This is a genomic window from Ralstonia condita, from assembly GCF_958405655.1.
GTDB lineage: Bacteria > Pseudomonadota > Gammaproteobacteria > Burkholderiales > Burkholderiaceae > Ralstonia > Ralstonia condita.
Window position 1 is genome coordinate 13,730 of sequence record NZ_CATYWO010000008.1, and the last position, 19,547, is coordinate 33,276.

At 66.8% G+C, this 19,547-nt stretch carries 17 protein-coding genes; 10 read left to right on the forward strand and 7 right to left on the reverse strand.

All coding sequences use genetic code 11. The annotated features are described in order from the left end of the window. Nucleotides 1-8: 8 nt before the first annotated feature. Nucleotides 9-1,286: an MFS transporter gene (locus R2N03_RS18915; protein ID WP_316659391.1), complete on the reverse strand. Its 1,278-nt coding sequence runs from the start codon at nucleotides 1,284-1,286 to the stop codon at nucleotides 9-11. A 120-nt stretch (nucleotides 1,287-1,406) separates the two neighbouring features. Here R2N03_RS18915 and R2N03_RS18920 point away from each other — a divergent pair, with 120 nt between their 5' ends. Then, nucleotides 1,407-2,123, forward strand: coding sequence for a glutathione S-transferase (locus tag R2N03_RS18920; RefSeq protein WP_316659392.1), 717 nt, complete (start codon nucleotides 1,407-1,409; stop codon nucleotides 2,121-2,123). Between the two features lie 35 nt (nucleotides 2,124-2,158). Here R2N03_RS18920 and R2N03_RS18925 read toward each other — a convergent pair whose 3' ends face one another. From R2N03_RS18925 to R2N03_RS18940, 4 genes are all read right to left on the reverse strand, one after another. Further along, nucleotides 2,159-2,548 (reverse strand): hypothetical protein, encoded by a 390-nt coding sequence (locus R2N03_RS18925; protein WP_316659393.1) that lies wholly within the window; start codon nucleotides 2,546-2,548, stop codon nucleotides 2,159-2,161. 42 nt (nucleotides 2,549-2,590) lie between these two features. Further along, nucleotides 2,591-3,013 carry a hypothetical protein gene (locus R2N03_RS18930; RefSeq protein WP_316659394.1) on the reverse strand — a complete coding sequence of 141 codons (423 nt, stop codon included), beginning with the start codon at nucleotides 3,011-3,013 and terminating at the stop codon, nucleotides 2,591-2,593. 324 nt (nucleotides 3,014-3,337) lie between these two features. Then, complete coding sequence (locus tag R2N03_RS18935) at nucleotides 3,338-3,565, reverse strand: hypothetical protein (RefSeq protein WP_316659395.1); 228 nt, start codon at nucleotides 3,563-3,565, stop codon at nucleotides 3,338-3,340. A 46-nt stretch (nucleotides 3,566-3,611) separates the two neighbouring features. Further along, complete coding sequence (locus R2N03_RS18940) at nucleotides 3,612-3,821, reverse strand: hypothetical protein (RefSeq protein ID WP_316659396.1); 210 nt, start codon at nucleotides 3,819-3,821, stop codon at nucleotides 3,612-3,614. A 237-nt stretch (nucleotides 3,822-4,058) separates the two neighbouring features. Here R2N03_RS18940 and R2N03_RS18945 point away from each other — a divergent pair, with 237 nt between their 5' ends. Further along, entirely contained in the window at nucleotides 4,059-5,267 is a 1,209-nt protein-coding gene (locus tag R2N03_RS18945; protein ID WP_428984428.1) for a hypothetical protein, read from the forward strand. 4 nt (nucleotides 5,268-5,271) lie between these two features. Here the strand turns inward: R2N03_RS18945 and R2N03_RS18950 are convergent, their stop codons facing one another. Further along, nucleotides 5,272-6,420 (reverse strand): cation diffusion facilitator family transporter, encoded by a 1,149-nt coding sequence (locus R2N03_RS18950; protein WP_316659398.1) that lies wholly within the window; start codon nucleotides 6,418-6,420, stop codon nucleotides 5,272-5,274. Nucleotides 6,421-6,649: 229 nt separating this feature from the next. On the opposite strand from R2N03_RS18950, the gene R2N03_RS18955 reads away from it, so the two are divergent. The 6 genes from R2N03_RS18955 to R2N03_RS18980 all read left to right on the forward strand — a co-directional run bounded on the left by R2N03_RS18955 (nucleotide 6,650) and on the right by R2N03_RS18980 (nucleotide 16,326). Beyond that, the gene (locus R2N03_RS18955; protein ID WP_316659399.1) at nucleotides 6,650-7,318 is read left to right on the forward strand and encodes a response regulator; all 669 of its coding nucleotides are present in this window, start codon (nucleotides 6,650-6,652) and stop codon (nucleotides 7,316-7,318) included. Nucleotides 7,319-7,322: 4 nt separating this feature from the next. Continuing rightward, nucleotides 7,323-11,669 carry an ATP-binding protein gene (locus R2N03_RS18960; protein ID WP_316659400.1) on the forward strand — a complete coding sequence of 1,449 codons (4,347 nt, stop codon included), beginning with the start codon at nucleotides 7,323-7,325 and terminating at the stop codon, nucleotides 11,667-11,669. 168 nt (nucleotides 11,670-11,837) lie between these two features. After that, nucleotides 11,838-13,439, forward strand: coding sequence for a flavin-containing monooxygenase (locus R2N03_RS18965; protein ID WP_316659483.1), 1,602 nt, complete (start codon nucleotides 11,838-11,840; stop codon nucleotides 13,437-13,439). A 29-nt stretch (nucleotides 13,440-13,468) separates the two neighbouring features. Further along, nucleotides 13,469-14,359: an SDR family NAD(P)-dependent oxidoreductase gene (locus R2N03_RS18970; protein ID WP_316659401.1), complete on the forward strand. Its 891-nt coding sequence runs from the start codon at nucleotides 13,469-13,471 to the stop codon at nucleotides 14,357-14,359. Nucleotides 14,360-14,374: 15 nt separating this feature from the next. Beyond that, a complete protein-coding gene (locus tag R2N03_RS18975) occupies nucleotides 14,375-15,433 on the forward strand; it encodes an alpha/beta fold hydrolase (protein ID WP_316659402.1) in 1,059 nt (352 codons plus the stop codon). After that, entirely contained in the window at nucleotides 15,430-16,326 is an 897-nt protein-coding gene (locus R2N03_RS18980; protein ID WP_232041243.1) for a metal-dependent hydrolase, read from the forward strand. The genes R2N03_RS18975 and R2N03_RS18980 overlap by 4 nt, the downstream gene beginning before the upstream one ends. A gap of 91 nt (nucleotides 16,327-16,417) precedes the next feature. Here R2N03_RS18980 and R2N03_RS18985 read toward each other — a convergent pair whose 3' ends face one another. Continuing rightward, a complete protein-coding gene (locus R2N03_RS18985; RefSeq protein ID WP_316659403.1) occupies nucleotides 16,418-17,239 on the reverse strand; it encodes a MerR family transcriptional regulator in 822 nt (273 codons plus the stop codon). A 96-nt stretch (nucleotides 17,240-17,335) separates the two neighbouring features. Here R2N03_RS18985 and R2N03_RS18990 point away from each other — a divergent pair, with 96 nt between their 5' ends. Further along, nucleotides 17,336-18,475 carry a hypothetical protein gene (locus tag R2N03_RS18990; protein WP_316659404.1) on the forward strand — a complete coding sequence of 380 codons (1,140 nt, stop codon included), beginning with the start codon at nucleotides 17,336-17,338 and terminating at the stop codon, nucleotides 18,473-18,475. Next, nucleotides 18,472-19,545 carry a DUF2993 domain-containing protein gene (locus tag R2N03_RS18995; protein WP_316659405.1) on the forward strand — a complete coding sequence of 358 codons (1,074 nt, stop codon included), beginning with the start codon at nucleotides 18,472-18,474 and terminating at the stop codon, nucleotides 19,543-19,545. The genes R2N03_RS18990 and R2N03_RS18995 overlap by 4 nt, the downstream gene beginning before the upstream one ends. Nucleotides 19,546-19,547 lie beyond the last annotated feature (2 nt).

The window sequence follows — 19,547 nt, forward strand, 5'->3', positions numbered from 1 at the left end:
AGACAACCTCAGCGCTTGGCGCCGGGCGGCAGCGGCACACGGCGCCACAGCCACGCCGCCGTGGCGAGGGCACACGCCATGCACGCCGTGACGATGCCGACCACACCGGGCCAGCCCCACGGCGCGTACAGCTTGCCGCCGGTCGTGCCGATCAGGCTGGAGCCCAGGTAATACGCCAGCAGGTACAGCGCCGCGGCCTGCCCCTTCGCGCGCTGTGCGCGGCGCCCCACCCAGCCGCTCGCCACGGCATGCGCGCCGAAGAACCCGAAGGTCAGCAGTGCGACGCCGCCAATCACCAGCGCCAGGGGCGTGGCAAGGGTGAGCAGCACACCCGCCGACATCAGCGCGGTACCGGCAAGCAACATCCGGCCCCGGCCATGGCGATCGGCCAACCGGCCAAACCAGGCGGAGGCGCCGATGCCCACGAGATACACCATGAAGATGCCGCCCACCGCCGTCTGGCTGAGCCCGTACGGCGCATCCAGCAGGTGGAAGCTCGCGTAGTTGTAGATCGTGACGAAGCCGCCCATCAGCAGGAAGCCCATGGCGAACAGCGCGCGCAGGCCGGGCTCGCGCAGGTGCATGCCCAGCGTGTCGAGGAGATCGCCCGGCGCCACGCCCTTGCGCGGCACGAAGCGGCGCGACGGCGGCAGCAGCCAGAGGAACGCCAGCGCCGCCAGCAGGCCCAGCGCGCCCGTAAAACCCATGGCAGCCCGCCAGCCAAAGTGATCGGCCACGGCGCCGGTCAGCACGCGGCCGGCCATGCCGCCGAATGCGGTACCGCCGATATACAGCCCCATGGCCAGACCCAGGCCCTGCGGATGCACCTCTTCGGCCAGGTAGGCCATGGCCACCGCCGGCACGCCGCCCAAAGCGATGCCAAGCATGGCCCGCGTCAGCAGCAGGCCGTGCCAACCCGGCAGCACCGCCGCGGCCAGCGTCAGCCCAGACGACAGCACCAGCGACACGCCCATCAGCGTCTTGCGATGGACCGACTCCGAGAGCAGTCCCGCAAACAGGATCGCAAACGCCAGCAGCATGGTGGACACCGACAGCACGAGGCTCGTCTGCGCGGGCGACAGACCAAAATCACGCGCCAGGAGGGGCATCAGCGGCTGCACGCAGTACAGCAGCGAGAAGGTCGAGAACCCTGCCGCAAACAGCGCAAGGTTGGCGCGCAGATAGCCGGGATGCCCGCGCACCAGCCAGCGGGAAGGATCGGCAGGTTCGGCGGCGATTGGCGTGGGAACAGGCGCAGCGGATGCGCTGGAAGGTTGGGCGTTCACGGCTGGCGAATCAGAGGCAACCGCCTATTATCGATCGCAGCCACCTTTTCTGCTGCGATGCACGCGCCGTGCGGGGCAGCCTTGGCACCGCGGCACAACCTGCTCAATTCGGCCCCGATCATGGAAACCACACTCTATTACTGGCCTGAAATCCAGGGCCGCGGCGAGTTCGTCCGCCTGGCACTCGAACACGCCGCCGTGCCCTACACCGACCTCGGCCGCCAGGACGAAGCCGCGATCGAAGCGTTTCTGGACGATGCCGGTATCGCCACGCCGCCGTTTGCACCGCCGTTTCTGGTGGTCGGCACGATGGTGATTCCGCAGACGGCGAACATCCTGCTGTATCTGGGCCAGCACTATGGCCTCGCACCGCAGGACGAGGCCGGTGGTCTCTGGACGCACAGCCTGCAACTCACGGTGGCCGATTTCGTGGTCGAGATACACGACACGCACCACCCCATCGCCTCGGGCGAATATTACGAAGACCAGCGGACCGAGGCGCTGCGTCGCGCACAGGATTTCCTCACGCACCGCGCGCCCAAGTTCCTCCGCTACTTCGAGCACGTGCTTGACCGCAACCCTGCGGGGCCAGCCTGGGCCGTGCGCGATGCGCTGACGTATGTGGACCTGTCGCTGTTCCAGATCGTGGCCGGGCTGCGCTACGCGTTCCCTCGCCACATGCAGCGCTACGAGCATGAGCTGCCGCACCTCGTCGCGCTGCACGATCGCGTGGCCGCGCTGCCGAACATCGCGGCGTATCTGCGATCGCCACGACGCATTCCGTTCAGCACGCTGGGTATCTTCCGCCACTATCCGGAGCTCGACGCCCTGACGTAGCGTCACCCCGTACCACGGCCGGCGCGGCTGCCGTGCTAGGCTGCCATGGGTGCGGCGGGCAGTCGGTGCCGCACGTCTTCCAGCGCTTCAGGCCAGCGTTCGATGGCCGCCAGATCGTGGATGTCCTGCAGATCGATCAGCAGTTCCACCACGCGGTCGTCGTCGACATTGACGCCCGAGCAGCGCAGCGCACGCGCGAGCAGATCGTCGCTCGGCACACGCAGCAGGCTCACGCCCAGCCGCTCGATGGCACCGCAGTAGAACGCATCGTCGATGAGGATGCCGACGCCGCAGCGGCGGTTGTCGAGGCCGCGGTAGCGCGGCTCGCCGTCGGCGTCTTCGGAGCGGCATTGCTGCGCGAGCAGGTGCGCGCGCACGCGTTCAAAAATGTCCTCGATGTCGAGGAACGTCCCCTTCCCTTCCATGGGCGTCACCTTCTGTGTGGTGATCTGCGACCGACCCTGCGGTCAGAATGTATCGACAACCGCGCCGTTCAAGCCGAACTGGCGCGCGATCGACTGCAGGCGCTCTTTCCACTCCCACGTGCCGAACACGTCGTGGGCGTTCTGCAGCTTGGAGAGCAGCTCCACGGTGTCGCGATCGTCCACGTCGATGCGGGCCTTCTTCAGGGCCCGGCGCAGCGCGACAACGCCGGCGTCCATGTAGCGCGGGATCTCGTTGGTCGGCTTGAGGATGTAGCGCACCGGCACACTTTCCATCGACGTCGTGTAGTCCCGCACGCCGATCAGGTTGCCGATGGGGCAGCAGCGGCCGCCCTGGCCGTGGTACGCCGCGCCGCCGCGCGGCAGGATGGCCGCACCGCCCTGGCCGAACAGGTGGCGCACGGCGCCATCGTAGATTTCTTGTTTGCTGAGATATTGCGTCTTCATGTTCTTTCCCCTGACCCCGGTACCCGCATACGTCGCCGATTCGATCCGTTCAACTTCCGGTCTGACGTTGCGCGACAGGCCATCCGTGCGACCTATCTTGGTTCAGGATGCACCAGAACCATGGGCCGAAAAAGCACGGGAATGTAAGTCATTTTTACCGTTTGCTTTTTGGCAACGGATTGCCCGCAAAGGTGCGCCAGACAACGCTTTGCAGGTGCTTCACGGACCACGCGCCAGAGGCGTTTTTCAGCGGCGTGACGCGCCTTCGCAACACGGTGTGCGCATGCCTGCCCGCACGTGGCGCCTGCGTCGTAGGCGCGCCGCTTACATCCCGATGGTCTGGTCTGCGTGACCGAGGCAGAAGCCGCGATGGTCGTGATGTGCGCACATCGGCATCACTTCGTAGCCCGCCGCGCGCAGCAGCACCGCGCGCACCGCGACTTCCGCCGGAGGCAATGGCTGCCCCGTGCCTTGCTCACGCACCAGCCGGCCCAGCTCGGCAAACGGCTGGCGCAGCAGATGTTCCAGATCCAGCGAACCGCAGTACCGCATCACATCACCTACCAGGAAGAACTCGTCGCGGCATCCGGTGCACGCGTCACATCGATTCGTCGGCCAACTCGGGCGACACGACCAGCGTCCGGCGCACGCGCGCATAGGCAGCTCGCTGCGCCCAGACGGCGTCTGTCAACGCGGCGATGAGCACGTCGTGCGACAGGCTCTGCGGTACCGCGCCAAGCTGCGCCTGCACGGTATGGAGAGCCTCCTTCACTTCGCTGCGCCATCGGGCGTCGAGTCGCTGGGTCATGTTGTGGTCGCTCTGCTGGATCAGGCACGGTGGATCGGCAGGCTCGTGCCCGCTCTGGCCGTGCTGGGAAGGGTTCGGCGGAGTGACTCCGCGCTTGCCCATGAATACGGCAGGCGCAGCCGAAACTTGACTGCCACCACCGGGGGCGGACACACGGGGCTCCACCGGATGGACTCGCCCATTCGCGGCGCAACTTCGGCGCGCTCACCGGGCCCAATCGGTTCCGGAACTGCCTCGATGGAGCCTCACGTGTCACGATCGTCTTTCCTGTGCCGAACAACGCTCGCGCTGGCCTGCGCGCTGGCCGCACCGGCCATCGCCACGGCAGGCGGGCCAGACCCGCGCCAGTACATGCATGGCATCGGCGCGGTACCCGCCACCACAGCCAACACGTTCAACGTGTTCTTCAGCGCATCGGGCCTGCCGCCGCGGGGCGCGGACCGCAGCGGAAACTGGCCGCACGACGTGTACCTCGCCCGCTGGCATGCCGATACGGGCGAGCTGGAAGCGCCGCACATCTTCATCCGCAAACCCGAGGCGCAGGAACCCGTGACGGTGGCGCGCAATCGGGCAGGCCAGGTGATGGTGTCGTTCGAAGACGGCTGGAATGCGCCGGAAAACGTCTCGCAGCGCTTCGGTATCTATGACACGGCGCTGCGGCCGATCAAACCGTATCCGCAACAGGTGGAGTCGGGCGGGCACTCCGGTCATATCGCGGCGGTGGGCGATCGCTTCGTGGTGTTCTACTCCGATGGCTGGGTCAACGGCGGCGGCGTGGACAACCTCGGCAGCGGCAACGGTGTCTACGTGAAGGTGTACGACGGGCACGGCAAGCTGCTGCGCAATGTCGACGTCGTGCACGAACGCCGCGAGTGGTGGCCCATGGTCGCCGGCGGCGCCACGCACGCGTTGCTGGCTTGGCAGCAGTTCGTGCCGGGCCAGACCGAGGCCAACCTGAAGATCGCGGTGTTCGACCCCCTGAGCGGCCGCGTCACCGGTGAGCGCATCCTGCACAAGCATCTGCAGTACTACACCTACAGCGTCGCATGGCTGCCGGCGGTGGAGCGTTTTCTGCTGGTTGGCGTTGCCAAGGGCAACGGCTTTGCCGACCTCATCGACAGCGCGGGTAACGTGCGCGCGTCCATCCCGTGCATGCCGGCAACCGTGCGGGAAGCGGGCATCGCCGTGAACCAGCGCACGGCCTATACGCCTGCCGCCGATGGCCGTCTGCTCCAACTGCAGGCCGGGCCGGATTCACTGACGCTGTCCGGCACGCTGACCAACGCCGACAGCAAGCGGGTGCACTGGCGCCCCGTGGGGAGCGTCGGCCTGCTGCGCACGTCCGGCGCGCTCGACTGGCTGTCGCTCACGGAGACGGGGCTGGAGCAGTTGCACTTCGACCCGGAAAAGACGCAGCCGGCCAACGCCGTCGACCAGTGCCGTTAGGCCTTCAACGCCCCGGGGCCAGCAGGCGCAAGCGCACCAGGCCATCCCAGCGCGCGTGAACGGCTTCGGCAATGCGCGCGCGCTCCATGACCAGCGCGGGCGGCAGGATCAGGTCCACCTCGACCGCGCCATCCACGTAATGCAGCACGCAGTGGCGTGCGTCCAGCGATGTGCCGGGCGGCAGCAGCGGCGCGAGCCAGGCGACCAGCGCATCGCGGTCGGGTAGCGGCAGCGGGTCGGTCTCGATGCGTTCGCGGGGGTCGACGTGGATCTGCACATCGAGCACCGCCATGGCGGTGTGCGCGGCGAGCGCGTTGGCACGGGCGCGCACGGCAATCGCATGGCCCTCGCTCACCGAGACGCGCGGGTCTACCTCGATGTGCGCATCGACGAGCGCCTGATCGCCCGTCACCCGTGTGCGCAGGTCATGCACGTTGATCACGCCGGGCGTAGCGGCCAGGCTCGTGCGAATGGCCTGCACCTGTGCCGGCGGCAGCGCGCGGTCCATCAGATCGTTGAGCGCCTCCCAGCCAAAACGCAGGCCCACCCTGCCGATCATCGCACCCACCACGCAAGCCGCAACCGGGTCCAGCCAGTGGTAGCCCATCAGGTTGCCCGTGACGCCAACCGCGGCAACCAGTGACGAGATCGCATCGGAGCGCGCGTGCCAGGCATTGGCGACGAGCATGCGCGAGCCAATCCGCTTGGCCATGGCGAGCATGTAGCGGAAGAGCCCTTCCTTGGCGGCCAGCGCCACCAGCGCCGCCACCAGCGCCGGGCCATGCACCGGCGTCGGCCCCTGCGGCGACCGGAGGCTCTCCACGGCGGCCCAGATCATGGCCGAGCCCGCGCCCAGCAGCAGCAACCCGAGCCCCAGCGACGCGGCATTCTCGTAGCGTGCATGGCCGTACTGGTGATCTTCGTCCGGCCCCTTGTGGCTATTACGGTTGGCGATAAAGACGATGCCGTCGGCAATCAGGTCCGACAGCGTGTGCAGGCCATCGGCCACCAGCCCCTGCGAATGCGACCACAGCCCAGTCGCGATCTGGCCCACCGACAGCAGGCAATTGACCCCCGCGCTCACAAGCGTGGAGCGTTCGGAGCCTTGCTGGCGTGTCGCTGCGGAAGCGGTGAGGGGCTGATCGGAGGTCATGGGAACAAGCATGCGGGAAAGCGCAAGCATTGTGCCACGCGCCCCATTCCAGCTTGACTGCGGCATGAAGCCAAGTGCGCAACACGCCGCGACAAATTTGCACCAGGGCGGCGCAAATCGCGGCCCATTAATAAGACTTTTCCGATTTTCCAGGCGGGCTGCATCGGCGATTCTCAGCACCTCGGCAAACAGTTTGCCGCACGTTACGCGCTTCCGGAGACACGTCGCCATGCAATTCCCCGTTCAACTCGTCATCGCCGATGATCACCCCGGCGTGGTGGCCGCTGTGCGTCACATCGTGTCGGCGCTCGATGGCTTCGAGGTGGTGGGCGAGGCAGGCAACGCCGACGATCTGCTCGCGCTGCTCGGACGCGTGCGCTGCGACATCGCCATCACCGACTATTCGATGCCCGGCAGCCGCTACGGCGATGGCATCGCCATGCTCGAGTTCCTCCTGCGCCGACACCCTGACCTGCGCGTCATGGTGCTGACGATGCTGGAGACGCGCGCCCTGATGAGCAACATCCTGCGCGCAGGCGTCAAGGTCATCGTGAGCAAATCCGACGCGGCGGAGCACATCGTGGAAGGCGTGCAGGCCGTGGTGAACGATCGCATCTATCTGTCGCCGCAGCTCGATGCCAAGCTCCTCTGCCGCACGGAAGCGGCCGCGCCTCCCCCCGACGATCCTGTGCGCGTGCTCGGCAAGCGCGAACTCGAGGTGCTTCGCATGTATGTGACCGGCAAGACGGTCAGCGAAATCGCCGCGCAGCTCAACCGCAGCGTCAAGACCATCAGCGCGCAGAAACAGACCGCCATGCGCAAGCTCGGGCTGCAGACCGATGCGGCCCTGTTCGACTTTGCCGTGCGTCACGGGCTGCTCGGCAGCGGCGAGGCCTGAGCCGATGGCGTTGCACCGCAAGCTTTCGCCCCGGAGTCGGTTGCGCCTGGGCATCGGCGCCGGGCTGCTCGTGTGCGCGGCGGCAGCGGGGTGGCTGGGCAGCGCCGACAACGCCGATGCGGAAGGCGCCGCACAGAGCGGGCGCGGATTGCCGCCGTTTCCGCCCAAACTCACGGTGGGCGTCATCGGCCAGGCCATGAAGCCGCTCGAAGGCGTCGAGGCCAACCGGCTGAGCGGTTTCTCCGGCGACCTGCTGATGCACCTGATTCCGCAGGACCGCGTGCGCATCGTCCCGCGTGTGTTCGCGCGGCGCGACGAGCTCCTCAAGGCAGCGTGCCGGGGAGAGGTCGACATCGTCATGAGCGTGGCGCCCCGCTCGCAGTACGACCGCTGCCTGGAATACTCGGCGCCCTACCTTGAGCGCCCGACTGCGGTGGTCGCCCGCAACGACAACGCCCTGGTGGCGCAAAACCCGTTTGCGGCCGGCACGCGCATCGCGGTGGAGCAAGGCTCCTCGCTGGAGGAAGAACTGGCGCAGCAATATCCCAACGTACGCCTGATCAGCACCCCCACGGCAGCGGACGCGCTCGACGCCGTGCTGCGCGAAGCGGCTGACGCCTATGTCGGCGTGACCTATCCGACCCGCGAGTTGATCTCGCAGCCGCGCTATCGACACCTGTCGATCGTTCAACTCGTGAACCAGCAGGTCGATGCGCTGCACTTTGCGGCGCCGCGCGATCGTGCATCGCTCATCCGCTATCTCGACCGCCATCTCGCCCAGTTGCCCGACGCCACCATGGGCCAGCTGCGCGCGCGCTGGATCACGCAGGGTGGCGCGGCGGCCGTGGGCCTGCAGCTGTCTTCCGCCGAGCGCGCCATGCTGGCATCGCTGCCTCCGCTGCGCTACGCAGCCGACCCCGACTTCATGCCCTATACCTTCAACGGGCCGCGCGGCGAGGTGCTCGGGATCTTTCCGGAGTACCAAAGCTTCCTGTCACGCACGCTGGGCCTGCACTTCGAGCACATCAGCGTGCGCGACTGGTCGGAGGCGCTCGCCAAGGCGCGCAAGGGTGAGATCGACATCCTGCTCGGCATGTCCGACCAGGATTCGCGCCCGCCCGGTTTCGTGCCGAGCCAGACCATCGATTCCACGCCCATGGTGATCGTCGGCCGCAGTGACGCACTGACGGTGGCGGCCCTGCCCGAGCTGTCAGGCAAGACGGTCGCCCTGCCGACCAGCGACACGCTCAACAGCCTGCTGCGTCGGAACGTGCCGAAGATCCGCATCCGATCGGCCAATTCGGTCAACGATGCGCTGGCCATGGTGGCCACCGGGGACGCCGATTTCACCATCGTCAACCTGCCGGTTGCCGATGCCCTGATCCGCCATCACTTTCCGGGCGAGCTGAAAGTGACGGGCTCTGCCAACACGGTGGAGAGCATGGGCATCGGCGTGTCGGCGCAGTATGCCGCGCTGGTGCCGCTCATCAACCGCGCGCTGTTCGCGATGCCCGAGGGTGAGCAGGTCAGCATCCGCAACAAGTGGCTGTCGGTCAGTTACCAGTTGGGCCCTTCGCTGTCGGCGGTCCTGGGCAAGCTCGGACCGGCCGCGGCGCTTGTCGTGCTCGCGTTGCTTGCGTTGTCCGTCAAGCAGATGCAACTGCGCCGCGAGAATCGCCAGCGCCGACGCGCCGAAGGCACCCTCGCGCAGCAATTGAGCTTCCAGCGCGCGCTGATGGAAGCCGTCCCGTTTCCGCTCGTCGCCAAAGATGCCCAGCACCGCTATGTGGCGGTGAATGTGGCGTTCTGCAACATGTTCAACCGCACACGCGAATCGCTGCTGGGGCGCACGCCGCATGAGCTGGGCCTGTATTCGGCCCGTGACGACGCCTCGCTCTCGGAGATCAACCGGCGCGCCGTCGAGATGAGCAAGAGCACGCGCGAGGAAGTCGCCATCGTCACGCCCGACGGGCAATCGCGCAACGTGCTGTACTGGGTCGAGCCATTTCACCTGGCCGACGGACAGGCTGCCGGCACCGTGACCTCGCTGGTCGACATCAGCGAGATCCGCGAGGCCCAGGCGCGCGCGGAACGCCTCGAGCAGCGCCTGCGCGAGGTGACGGAGTCGCTGCCGGCGCTGGTCTATCAATTTGAACTGCTGCCCGGCCACGCGCGGGGCAGCATTACCTATGTAGCAGGCAGGCCCCTTGGCACACTGGGCGCGCAGCCCGAGGATCTGGTGAGCTATCTGTCCACGCCCAGCCTGTTGATCCACGAAGACGACCGGGAACGTATGCTGGATGCCGTACTTGTCTCGGCGCAGCAGTTGACGCCATTCGACGAGCAATTCCGTCACATCTGCGAAGATGGCTCCGTCCGCTGGCTGCACGCACGGTCGATCCCGCACCGCGAAACCGATGGCCGCACAGTGTGGAACGGTTACCTGAGCGACGTCACGGAAGAACGGGAACAGGCGGACGCCCTGCAGGCGGCAAAGAACGCCGCGGAATCGGCGCTGCGGGCCAAGGACCGCTTTCTGGCCATGATGAGCCACGAGATCCGCACGCCCATGAACGGCGTGCTGGGGCTGATCGAGCTGCTGCAACAGACCCGGCTCGAGGGCGAGCAGAAGCAGATGGTGTCGCTGGTGCAGGACTCGGGCCGGGCGCTGCTGCACATCCTCGATGACATCCTCGACTACGCCAAGATCGAGGCCGGACGCCTGGACATCTCGCCGGTCGATACCGACTTGCGCGAACTCTTCGACGGCACGGTGGGGCTGCTGGCCAGCCGTGCGCACGAAAAATCGCTCGCCGTGCGCGTGAACGTGGCGGCCGAGGTGCCGGCGATCGTCTCCGTTGACGGCGTGCGCGTGCGGCAGATCCTGTTCAATCTGCTCTCCAACGCCATCAAGTTCACCGAGCGGGGCAGCGTGCGGGTCACGGCGGAATGCACGTCCATCGACGGCGATGTGGCAGACCTCGCCCTCCGCGTTTGCGATACCGGAATCGGCATCGCGTCCGACGTGCAGGCCACGCTGTTCGCGCCGTTCGTGCAAGCCGAACGCTCCACCACCCGCCGGTATGGCGGCACTGGCCTGGGCCTGGCCATCTCGCGTCAGCTTGCTGGCCTGATGGGCGGCACGCTGGTCATGGACAGCGCCCCGGATCGCGGCACAACCATCACCCTGCGGCTGACGGCGCCCGTCATCAAGGCGCGCCATGCGGTGACCCAGTTGACGGGGCGCACGGTCGCCGTTGCAGTGGACGACGCGGCAGACGGACACAGCCTGATGCAATTTGCCATGGCGGCCGGTTTGCGTGCCGCGCCGGCAGCCGAAGCCGATCTGCTGTTTTCGGCATCCGCCCAGGCGCGGCCGGGCGCCATCCGCGTCACCAACGAGGCGAGCTATGCGCAGCACGGAGCCGCGCTCAGTATCAACCCGCTGTGCTGGCACGCCTTCCTGTGCGCCTGTGCGCTCGCCTTGCCAAAACCGGATGCGGCGCAACCACCGTGCACGCCAGCTGGCCCCGTGGCGGCCGGACGGGCCGGCGCGGCGCTGGGCGCGCATATCCTGGTGGCAGAGGACCACCCCATCAACCGGGAGCTGATCGCGAAGCAATTGAGATTGCTCGGCTATCGGGTCACGCTGGCCGAAGACGGCGTCATCGCGCTGGAGCGCCTGCGCGAAGGGCACTTCGATGCGCTCCTCACCGACTGTCATATGCCGCGCATGGACGGGTTCGACCTGGCGCAGCATATCCGGCAGCAGGAACACCCGGGCGGCCCGCGCCTGCCCATCGTTGCCATCACCGCCACCACGCTCGCCGAGGAGCACGCGCGTGCGCGCGCGGTCGGCATGGACACCAGCCTGCTCAAGCCGACCACGCTGGCCACACTGCAGGAAGCGCTGTCGACACTATGGGCCACCGCAGCGCCCGGCAAGGCACGCGATACCGCCCTGGCGCACGAGGGCCCCATCGCGCTCTCGCTGGAAGACCTGCACAGAACCCTCGGCACGGGGCAGCCGGCGGCAAGCCTTGCCCAGGTCTTCCTGTCCTCGCTGGAGGAGGATGGCCAGCGGTTGCGTCCGATGCTGCACCCCCTGGATCGCACGGGCCTGCGCAAGTGGGTGCACCGCACCGGCGGGGCCCTGGCGCTGCTGCGCAGCCCGTCGATCGATGCCGAAACGGAAGCCTTCCGCCGAGCGGTTCATGCCGACATTGAAGCCGACATTCGCACCGCGGGCGCGCGCATGGAGAAGCTGATTGATCACATCAAACAGCTGTTGGCAGCATTCGTCTTGCCGGATGACAACGTTGCACATGACGCACAAGTGACGGATTCGTAAAGGGAATTCCGTTTCAAGCGGCGGATGCACCGCTTCTAGACGTTCAACTCCAATCGGTCGATTGACTTCCCAGTCAAGCGCCTCCTACGATGACATCGAACAATGTCACATTAAGAGGCGCCCCTGTGGTGCCCACGGAGACACCACGTGAACGCACGGCCCGATTTCCTGCGCCCCGACCCGTTTGCCTCGGGCACGCACAGCGCTGACACCCCCGCCCTGGTCGATGTCGCCATCATCGGCACCGGTTTTGCCGGCCTGGGGATGGCGATCCAGCTCAAGCAGAACGGCATCGACAACTTCCTCGTCTTCGAGAAGGCCGGCTCGGTAGGCGGCACCTGGCGCGACAACCACTACCCGGGCTGCGCGTGCGATGTGCAATCGCATTTGTACTCATTTTCCTTCGCGCCGAATCCGGAGTGGTCGCGCATGTATTCACCACAGCCGGAGATTCGCGCCTATCTGGAGCGCTGCACCGATCAGTTCGGCGTGCGGCCGCATGTGCGCTTCCACCACGAACTGGCGCGCGCCGTATTTGACGACGCCGCCGGCGTATGGAACCTGGAGATGGCCGACGGGCGGCGCTATCGTGCCCGCACGCTCATCTCCGGCATGGGCGGCCTGAGCCGCCCCGCGTGGCCCAACATTCCCGGCATCGAAACCTTCCAGGGCAAGGCGTTCCACTCGCAACTCTGGGAACACGACTACGACCTGCGCGGCAAGCGCGTCGCCGTGATCGGCACGGGCGCGTCGGCCATCCAGTTCGTGCCGCAGATCGCCCCGAAGGCGGGCCGCCTGGACCTGTACCAGCGTACCCCACCGTGGATCCTGCCCAAGCCCGACCGCAAGGTGTCACGCACCGAGCACTGGCTGTTCCGCCACCTGCCGTTCACGCAGAAGCTCGTACGGACGAGCATCTACTGGATGCTGGAATCGCGCGTGCTGGGTTTCGTGGTGCATCCGAAGCTGATGAAGACGGTTGAACGCATGGCGCGCCACCACATCAAGCGCCGTATTGCCGACCCCGTGCTGCGCGACAAGGTCACGCCCGACTACACGATCGGCTGCAAGCGCATCCTGATTTCGAACGACTATTACCCGGCACTGACGCGTGAGAACGTCGACGTCATCACCACCGGCATCGCGCGCGTCGAATCCAACGCCATCGTCACCACCGACGGCAAGCGCCGCGAGGTGGATTGCCTGATCTTCGGCACCGGCTTTCACGCCACCGACCCGTTCCCGCGTGGCGTGCTGCTCGGCAGCCAGGGCGTGGACATCGTCGATGCGTGGGGCAACGGCGCGGAAGCCTACCTGGGCACGACGGTCGCCGGCTTCCCGAATTTCTTCATGGTGGTCGGCCCGAATACGGGGCTCGGCCACTCATCGATGGTCTTCATGATCGAGTCGCAGGTCGCGTACATCGTTGACGCCCTCAAATCGATGCGGGCCCACAACGTGGCCGCCATCGACGTGCGCGCCGATGTGCAGCGCCGCTTCAACGACGGCATCCAGAAACGCCTGTCGAATGCGATCTGGTCGGCCGGCGGCTGCGTGAGCTGGTACCTCGATCCGAAGACCGGCAAGAACACCACTCTGTGGCCGGGCTTTACGTGGCAGTTCCGCCGTGCGACGGCGCATTTCCGGCTGGCGGATTACCGCTCGCGCCCGATGACGGTGCCCAAGGGCGTGCCGCTGCGCGTCCCGGCCCGCACCGTGCCCGCTGCCGCCCCGTCCACCCCCAACGAAGAAGCGCTCGACCGCGCGTGACGCGCCGACGGCCACCAGGAGACCCCGCCATGAAGTCATTCAACAACCAGGTCGCGGCCATCACCGGCGCGGCATCGGGCATCGGCCGCGCACTGGCGCTGCGCCTGGCACGCGAAGGCTGCCACCTTGCGCTGGCCGATCGCAACGAGGCTGCGCTCGCACAGACCGTGCAGCTCATCCGCGCCCATGAAGGCGACCGCATTCGCGTCACCACGCATGCCGTCGACGTGGCCGATCGGGCCGCCGTCTACCGCTGGGCCGAAGAAGCGGCCGCCGCGCACGGCAAGGTCAACCTGATCTTCAACAATGCGGGCGTGGCGCTGTCCAGCACGATCGAAGGCATGGAAGACGACGAGCTGGCCTGGATCATGAACATCAACTTCTGGGGCGTCGTGCACGGCACCAAGGCGTTCCTGCCGTTGCTCAAGGCGAGCGGCAACGGCCACATCGTCAACACGTCGAGCATCTTCGGCATCTTTGCGCAGCCGGGCATGGGCGCCTACAACGCCAGCAAGTACGCCGTTCGCGGTTATACCGAGGCGCTGCGCCAGGAGTTGGACCTGATGAACTGTGGCGTGTCGGCCACCTGCGTGCACCCCGGCGGCATCAAGACCAACATCGCCAAATCGAGCCGCGTGTCGCCAAGCATGAACGGCTTCCTGGTACGCGACGAGCAGCAAGGGAAGGCCGAGTTCGAGAAGTTCTTCATCACCAGCCCCGAGAAGGCTGCGCAGGTGATCGTGGAAGGCGTGCGCAAGAACAAGCGCCGCGTGCTGATCGGGCCCGATGCCTACGCCGCCGACGCCATGGCGCGTATCCTGCCCGCGGCCTACCAGGCCCTGGTCGTGCGCGAGGCCCGTCGCACGCGCAAGAAGGCGTTGCGCGAAGACACGGCGCCCGCCACCGCGCGCGCCAAGTAAGTCGGGAGCCGGCTGATGAAGACCGTGACATCGACTCCACCTCTGACCACCGCTCACGCTACGCTGAGCGGCGAAACCTTCGCCAGCCCCCCGCGCGCGAACCTGCTCAACGTTGCACGCGCCATGCTGCGCCCCGGCCGCATCGGCCTGCGCAGCATCGGCCGCGATGTGCTGATCGCGCGTTACGCCAAGCCGCAGTCGCGCTATCTGCCGTTGATGGGCACGCGCGTGCATTACACCGATGAAGGCGCCGCCAACTCCGAAGGCACGTTGCTGCTGATCCACGGTTTTGGCGCGTCACTGCACACCTGGGACGGCGTGCTGCCACAGCTCACGCGACGCTACCGCGTCATCCGGCTCGACCTGCCGCCGTTCGGCATCACCGGCCCGCTGCGCGATGCGCAAGGCCGCCCACGCACGATGGAGCTGCCGCTGTATCGCGACTTCATCGACGCGTTTGTCGACACGCTCGGCCTGTCGAAGCTCACGCTGATCGGCAACTCGCTGGGCGGCATGGTGTCGTGGGACTTTGCCGTGCGGCACCCGGGCCGCGTCGAGAAGCTCGTGCTGATCGACTCGGCCGGCTTTCCGATGAAGCTGCCGATCTACATCGACCTGTTCAATCACATTGGCGTGCGGATGACGTCGCCGTGGATGCTGCCCGAAGGCATCATCCGCGCCGCCACGCGCGATGTGTATGGCGACCCGTCGCGCGTGTCCGAGCCCACGCTGCGCCGCTACGCCGATTTCTTCTACGCCGACGGTGCACGACAGGCCATCGGCAAGATGGTGCCGAAGTTCCGCTTTGACGATGTCGATACCAGCGGGCTGGCCTCGATCCGAGTGCCCACGCTCATCCTCTGGGGCCAGCGCGACCGGTGGATCCCGCCCGCGCATGCCGGCGAATTCGCCCGCCGCATTCCCGGCGCCATGCTGCGCATGTATCCGGCGCTCGGCCATATCCCGATGGAGGAAGACCCCGTACGCGTGGGGACCGACCTCTGTGCATTCCTCGACCAAGGGCGCGCGTCGACGCGCCTTTCAGAAACCACATTCCAGGAGAACCGCCCATGATGCCAGTCCGCCGCGACGTGCATCCTCACCTGCCGGCTGATCGCATCAGCAATTGGCACGAGCGAGGCACGCATGTCACCCACTTCCTGAACGCGCTGTCGATCTTCTTCCCGACCGGCGAGCGCTTCTTCATGGACAGCGTGCGCAACTACCGCCATCTGGTGACCGATCCCGAGCTCAAGCAGGCCGTGGCCGGCTTCATCGGCCAGGAAGCGATGCACACGCGCGAACACGTGCTGTACAACGACCTGCTCGACCGCGCCGGCCTGCCCGCCACGCGCATCGACCGCTTTGTCGGCAAGTTCCTGAACATGCTGCGAAAGTACACGCCCAAGTCGCACCAGTTGGCGGTGACGGTTGCGCTGGAGCATTACACGGCCATGCTGGCCGGCCAGGTACTCGCCCATGAAGATGGCCTGGGCCGCAACTCCGAACCCGGCTACCGCCAGGTCTGGATGTGGCACGCCATGGAAGAGACCGAGCACAAGGCGGTGAGCTACGACGTGTGGAACCTCGCCATCAAGCCGGGCCTGCGCCGTTACATCCTGCGCACCTCGACGATGCTGCTGACGACCGTCACCTTCTGGGCGATGGTGTTCTACGTGCACATGCGGCTGATCCTTGCCGACCGCACCTGCAAGAACAAGTTCTTCGGTCTGGGCAAGGCGTTCCATTACCTGTGGATCCACCCGGCACCGCTGCGCAAGATCATTCCGGAGTTCTTCGACTTCTTCCGGCCGTCCTTCCACCCGTGGGATGAAGACAACCGCGCCGCGCTCGAACGCCTGCCCAAGCTGATCTCGGAGATCGAAGCCTATGCGGCTGCCAACGGGGAAGCACCGTCGCCGTCGATCCGGCGCAAGCTCTCGACGGCCGGTGCGGCCGGATCTTGAGCAGGCATTCAAAACGCCTGCAGCACCCGTCGTATCGGGATCAAACTAGAAATAGATAAGGCGCGCCCCACGCATGGGCGCGCCGGAGACATTAGTGCTTGTCCGCCGGGCCGGGCGTGTTTGGCGGTTCGTGCAGGTGCTCGATGACCTGCGCGACGCGATCACCCAGGTACTTGTTGGCGGCAATCTCGAGCGCACGCATCAGCTCGGCCTCGACTGCCACGAGCGCCAGCGGGCGAATGCGCCAGATGACGTCGACGAGACGCGGTACGTCCTCGACCGGAGGCAGCTGTCCCTCGCCGTACTTGTCGAGTTCGCGCACGACCATGCTGACCAGATCGTCGGCCACGGCCTGCGTATGCGGACGGGCGCGCTCGAGGATGTCGAGCACTTCAACCAGCGGGAAACCGGCTTTCGCCATCTGCGCGCCGGCCAGTAGCGCCTTCGGGCTGCGTGCCACATAGCCGAGGCCGTCCGGCTGCAGCAGGCCAAGCGAGATGGCCCTGGCGAGCGCCTGACGCGACATCGCGCGGCCGAACAGCTTGGCGAGGGACAACAGCGAGAAATGCTTGGGCTGCTCATCCGACCACGGGCTGCTGATGGCGGATTCCAGCCCGAGAATGGACCGCAGATCGTGCCCCTCGACGATGGCCTTGAGCAGTTCCTGGATGTTGGAGAGCGTATAGCCGCGCGCCAGCAGGTGGTTGATGAGCTTGAGCCGGCCGAGGTGCGCCTGCGTGTAGATTCCGACACGTCCGCGCCGCTCGGGCGGATCGATCAGGCCACGGTCCTGATATGAGCGGACATTGCGGACGGTGGTTTCAGCGGCGCGCGCGAGTTCATCAATGGTGAACTCGCGGGCGGGCGGAACAGCAGGCGGACCGGCATCGCCGGTTGGTTTGCGGGCAGGCATGCAAAAATTTTACACGAGCGCGGCAGCAGGACCGACCTGCATGACCGCGCCGGTTTCCGGACCTTCCGGCTGACTCTCACGACGAGGAGACCGTCGATGCGGGACTTGACCTTACGCCATCGCGATTGGCGTCATTGGGCGCTCCGGGGCGCAGGCGCCTTGGTGGCGGTGTTCGCGCTGCAAAGCTGCGCGAGCGCCGGCGACCGCCAGGGCGCCATCGCCACCGAGAAGGCAAAGCAGCTGGACGACGCCCGCACGCAGGCGCATGCGCCGTTCCAATCGGGCGGACTTGCCACGCGCGAGGCGCGCCCCGCCACGCTGCGGGACTCCGGTCAACCCGACGCGATCTCCTACCTGCAACATGTCGACTTCCGCTTCGACGGCGGCGTGGGCTTCGTCATTGACCACCTTGCGTTGCGCATGGTGCCGCGCCAGCCGGGCGACCCGGTGTGGCTGGACGATGTCGCGTCGTACACGCTGCAACCGGTCAACGGGACGGTACGGGTGACAGCCGAGAGCATGGCCGCGCTGTTCAACACGGTCGTCTTCGCGCGCGGACCAGGCAGCGATCCGCCGTTGCGCAATTTCAGCTTCGCGCTCGCGGACGGCGCGCTCGACATGCACGCCGAGATGCGTCGCCGCGGCGCATGGGTGCCGATCGAGCTTCGCGGCCCGCTGGTGCTGCGTGACCCGCAGACCATCGTGTTCCATCCCAACGTGGTGAAAGTGCGCGGCCAGGACGCCGACGCGCTGATGGGCGCTGCGCATATCGAACTGGCGGATCTGCTGCCGGTGTCAACGCCGGCCGTGCAGCTGACGGGCAGCGAGATCGTCATGCAGGTACCGAAGTTGTTCCCGCCGCCCGCGCTGGACCTGAAGCTCTCCGCCATCCGTGTCACACGGGACGGTCTCGTCATGCAGATCGGTGAAGGCACCCCGCAGATGCCGCCGTTGGCACACGCCGTGGACACACAGCGCCCGTACATCCTGTTCCGGGGCGGCGACATCCGCTTCATGCGCTCCATGCCGATGAATGCGCGCATCGATATCGTCGTCGCCGATCCGTCCAGGCCGTTTGTCTTCAACCTGTATCGCTATCGGGATCAGCTCGTGGCAGGCTCGCTGCGCTTTTCGCCGGATGGCGGCATCCGCGTGCTGATGCCGTCGTTCGACACACTGGCCGCGGCCCGTCCTGGGAAAGCCGCTGTGCAACTCGCCCGGAGGACCGTGCAATGATCGCCCCCGCCTTCGCACTCGCCACGATGACGTTGCGCCTCGCGCTGCTGGCACTCGGTCTGGCCGGCCTCCTGGCAAGCGCGCTCTGCCGTGCCAGCGAGCCGCCCATGGCCGGCGTGCAGCGCAAGGAATTGACCGCCGTACGCGAACGATGGACGCAGCGCTGCGATCCAAGCTCCGGCGCCGCCAACGCCAGTGACGTGGCCACCCCGCGCAATTCCGGCACGGCGCCGCCGGTGGTACAGATGCGCAACGTCGATTTCCGCATCACGGGCGATATCGGATTCCGTGTGCACGAGCTGACTGCACAGCTTGTGCCGCGGACGCCCGGTCAGCCGGTCGACATGGACGATCCGAGCCAGTTCGATATCCGCATCCTCGGCGGCGAAGTGACGGTACCCAAGGCCTCGCTCGACGCCCTGTTCAATACGTACCTGCTGGACTACTCGCCGCGCTCGCTCAACGCGCTGTCGCTCACACCGGGGGATGGGGTACTCGACGTGTCGGGAGGCCTGAAGCTGCGCGATCATTTCCCGGGCGTTTGGCTGCCGTTCGGCATGCGCGGCACGCTGGCACTCAGGGAATCGCGTTACCTCGTCTACACGCCCACCGAGGCACGCGTGCTTGGCGTCCAGACGCTGGCGATCCTGAAGGCGATGGGGCTCGAACTGTCGCAACTCGCGCCGCTCGAACGCGGGGGCGCCAGGCTGGACGGCAACACCATGGTGCTCGACCAGTACACGGTGTTCCCGCCACCGCGCCTGATCGGACAGATGAAGACAGCGCGCGTGACACCTGATGGGCTGGTACTCGGCTTTGGCCCCGCCCCCATGCTGTGCGCAGCTGCGCCCACCGATGCCGGCAGCCGCATCTGGATCCAGTCAGGCGACCTGAAGATGTACAACGTGCTGGTGACGAACAGTCGCGTCCTCGTCACCGATACGTCCACGCGCGAGCCGCTGCGATTCGACCTCTACCACTATCGCGAAGCCGCCGCGCGCGGCACCACGCGCATGGATGCGGACGGCACGCTGCGCGTGGACCTGGCGCCCGCACCGGCCGTGCAGTAGGG

Coding starts and splice junctions, on each gene's coding strand:
- R2N03_RS18920 (WP_316659392.1), top strand. CDS start 1,407: ATGGAAACCACACTCTATTACTGGCCTGAAATCCAGGGCCGCGGCGAG.
- R2N03_RS18925 (WP_316659393.1), bottom strand. CDS start 2,548: ATGGAAGGGAAGGGGACGTTCCTCGACATCGAGGACATTTTTGAACGC.
- R2N03_RS18930 (WP_316659394.1), bottom strand. CDS start 3,013: ATGAAGACGCAATATCTCAGCAAACAAGAAATCTACGATGGCGCCGTG.
- R2N03_RS18935 (WP_316659395.1), bottom strand. CDS start 3,565: ATGCGGTACTGCGGTTCGCTGGATCTGGAACATCTGCTGCGCCAGCCG.
- R2N03_RS18940 (WP_316659396.1), bottom strand. CDS start 3,821: ATGACCCAGCGACTCGACGCCCGATGGCGCAGCGAAGTGAAGGAGGCT.
- R2N03_RS18945 (WP_428984428.1), top strand. CDS start 4,059: ATGGAGCCTCACGTGTCACGATCGTCTTTCCTGTGCCGAACAACGCTC.
- R2N03_RS18950 (WP_316659398.1), bottom strand. CDS start 6,420: ATGACCTCCGATCAGCCCCTCACCGCTTCCGCAGCGACACGCCAGCAA.
- R2N03_RS18955 (WP_316659399.1), top strand. CDS start 6,650: ATGCAATTCCCCGTTCAACTCGTCATCGCCGATGATCACCCCGGCGTG.
- R2N03_RS18960 (WP_316659400.1), top strand. CDS start 7,323: ATGGCGTTGCACCGCAAGCTTTCGCCCCGGAGTCGGTTGCGCCTGGGC.
- R2N03_RS18970 (WP_316659401.1), top strand. CDS start 13,469: ATGAAGTCATTCAACAACCAGGTCGCGGCCATCACCGGCGCGGCATCG.
- R2N03_RS18975 (WP_316659402.1), top strand. CDS start 14,375: ATGAAGACCGTGACATCGACTCCACCTCTGACCACCGCTCACGCTACG.
- R2N03_RS18980 (WP_232041243.1), top strand. CDS start 15,430: ATGATGCCAGTCCGCCGCGACGTGCATCCTCACCTGCCGGCTGATCGC.
- R2N03_RS18985 (WP_316659403.1), bottom strand. CDS start 17,239: ATGCCTGCCCGCAAACCAACCGGCGATGCCGGTCCGCCTGCTGTTCCG.
- R2N03_RS18990 (WP_316659404.1), top strand. CDS start 17,336: ATGCGGGACTTGACCTTACGCCATCGCGATTGGCGTCATTGGGCGCTC.
- R2N03_RS18995 (WP_316659405.1), top strand. CDS start 18,472: ATGATCGCCCCCGCCTTCGCACTCGCCACGATGACGTTGCGCCTCGCG.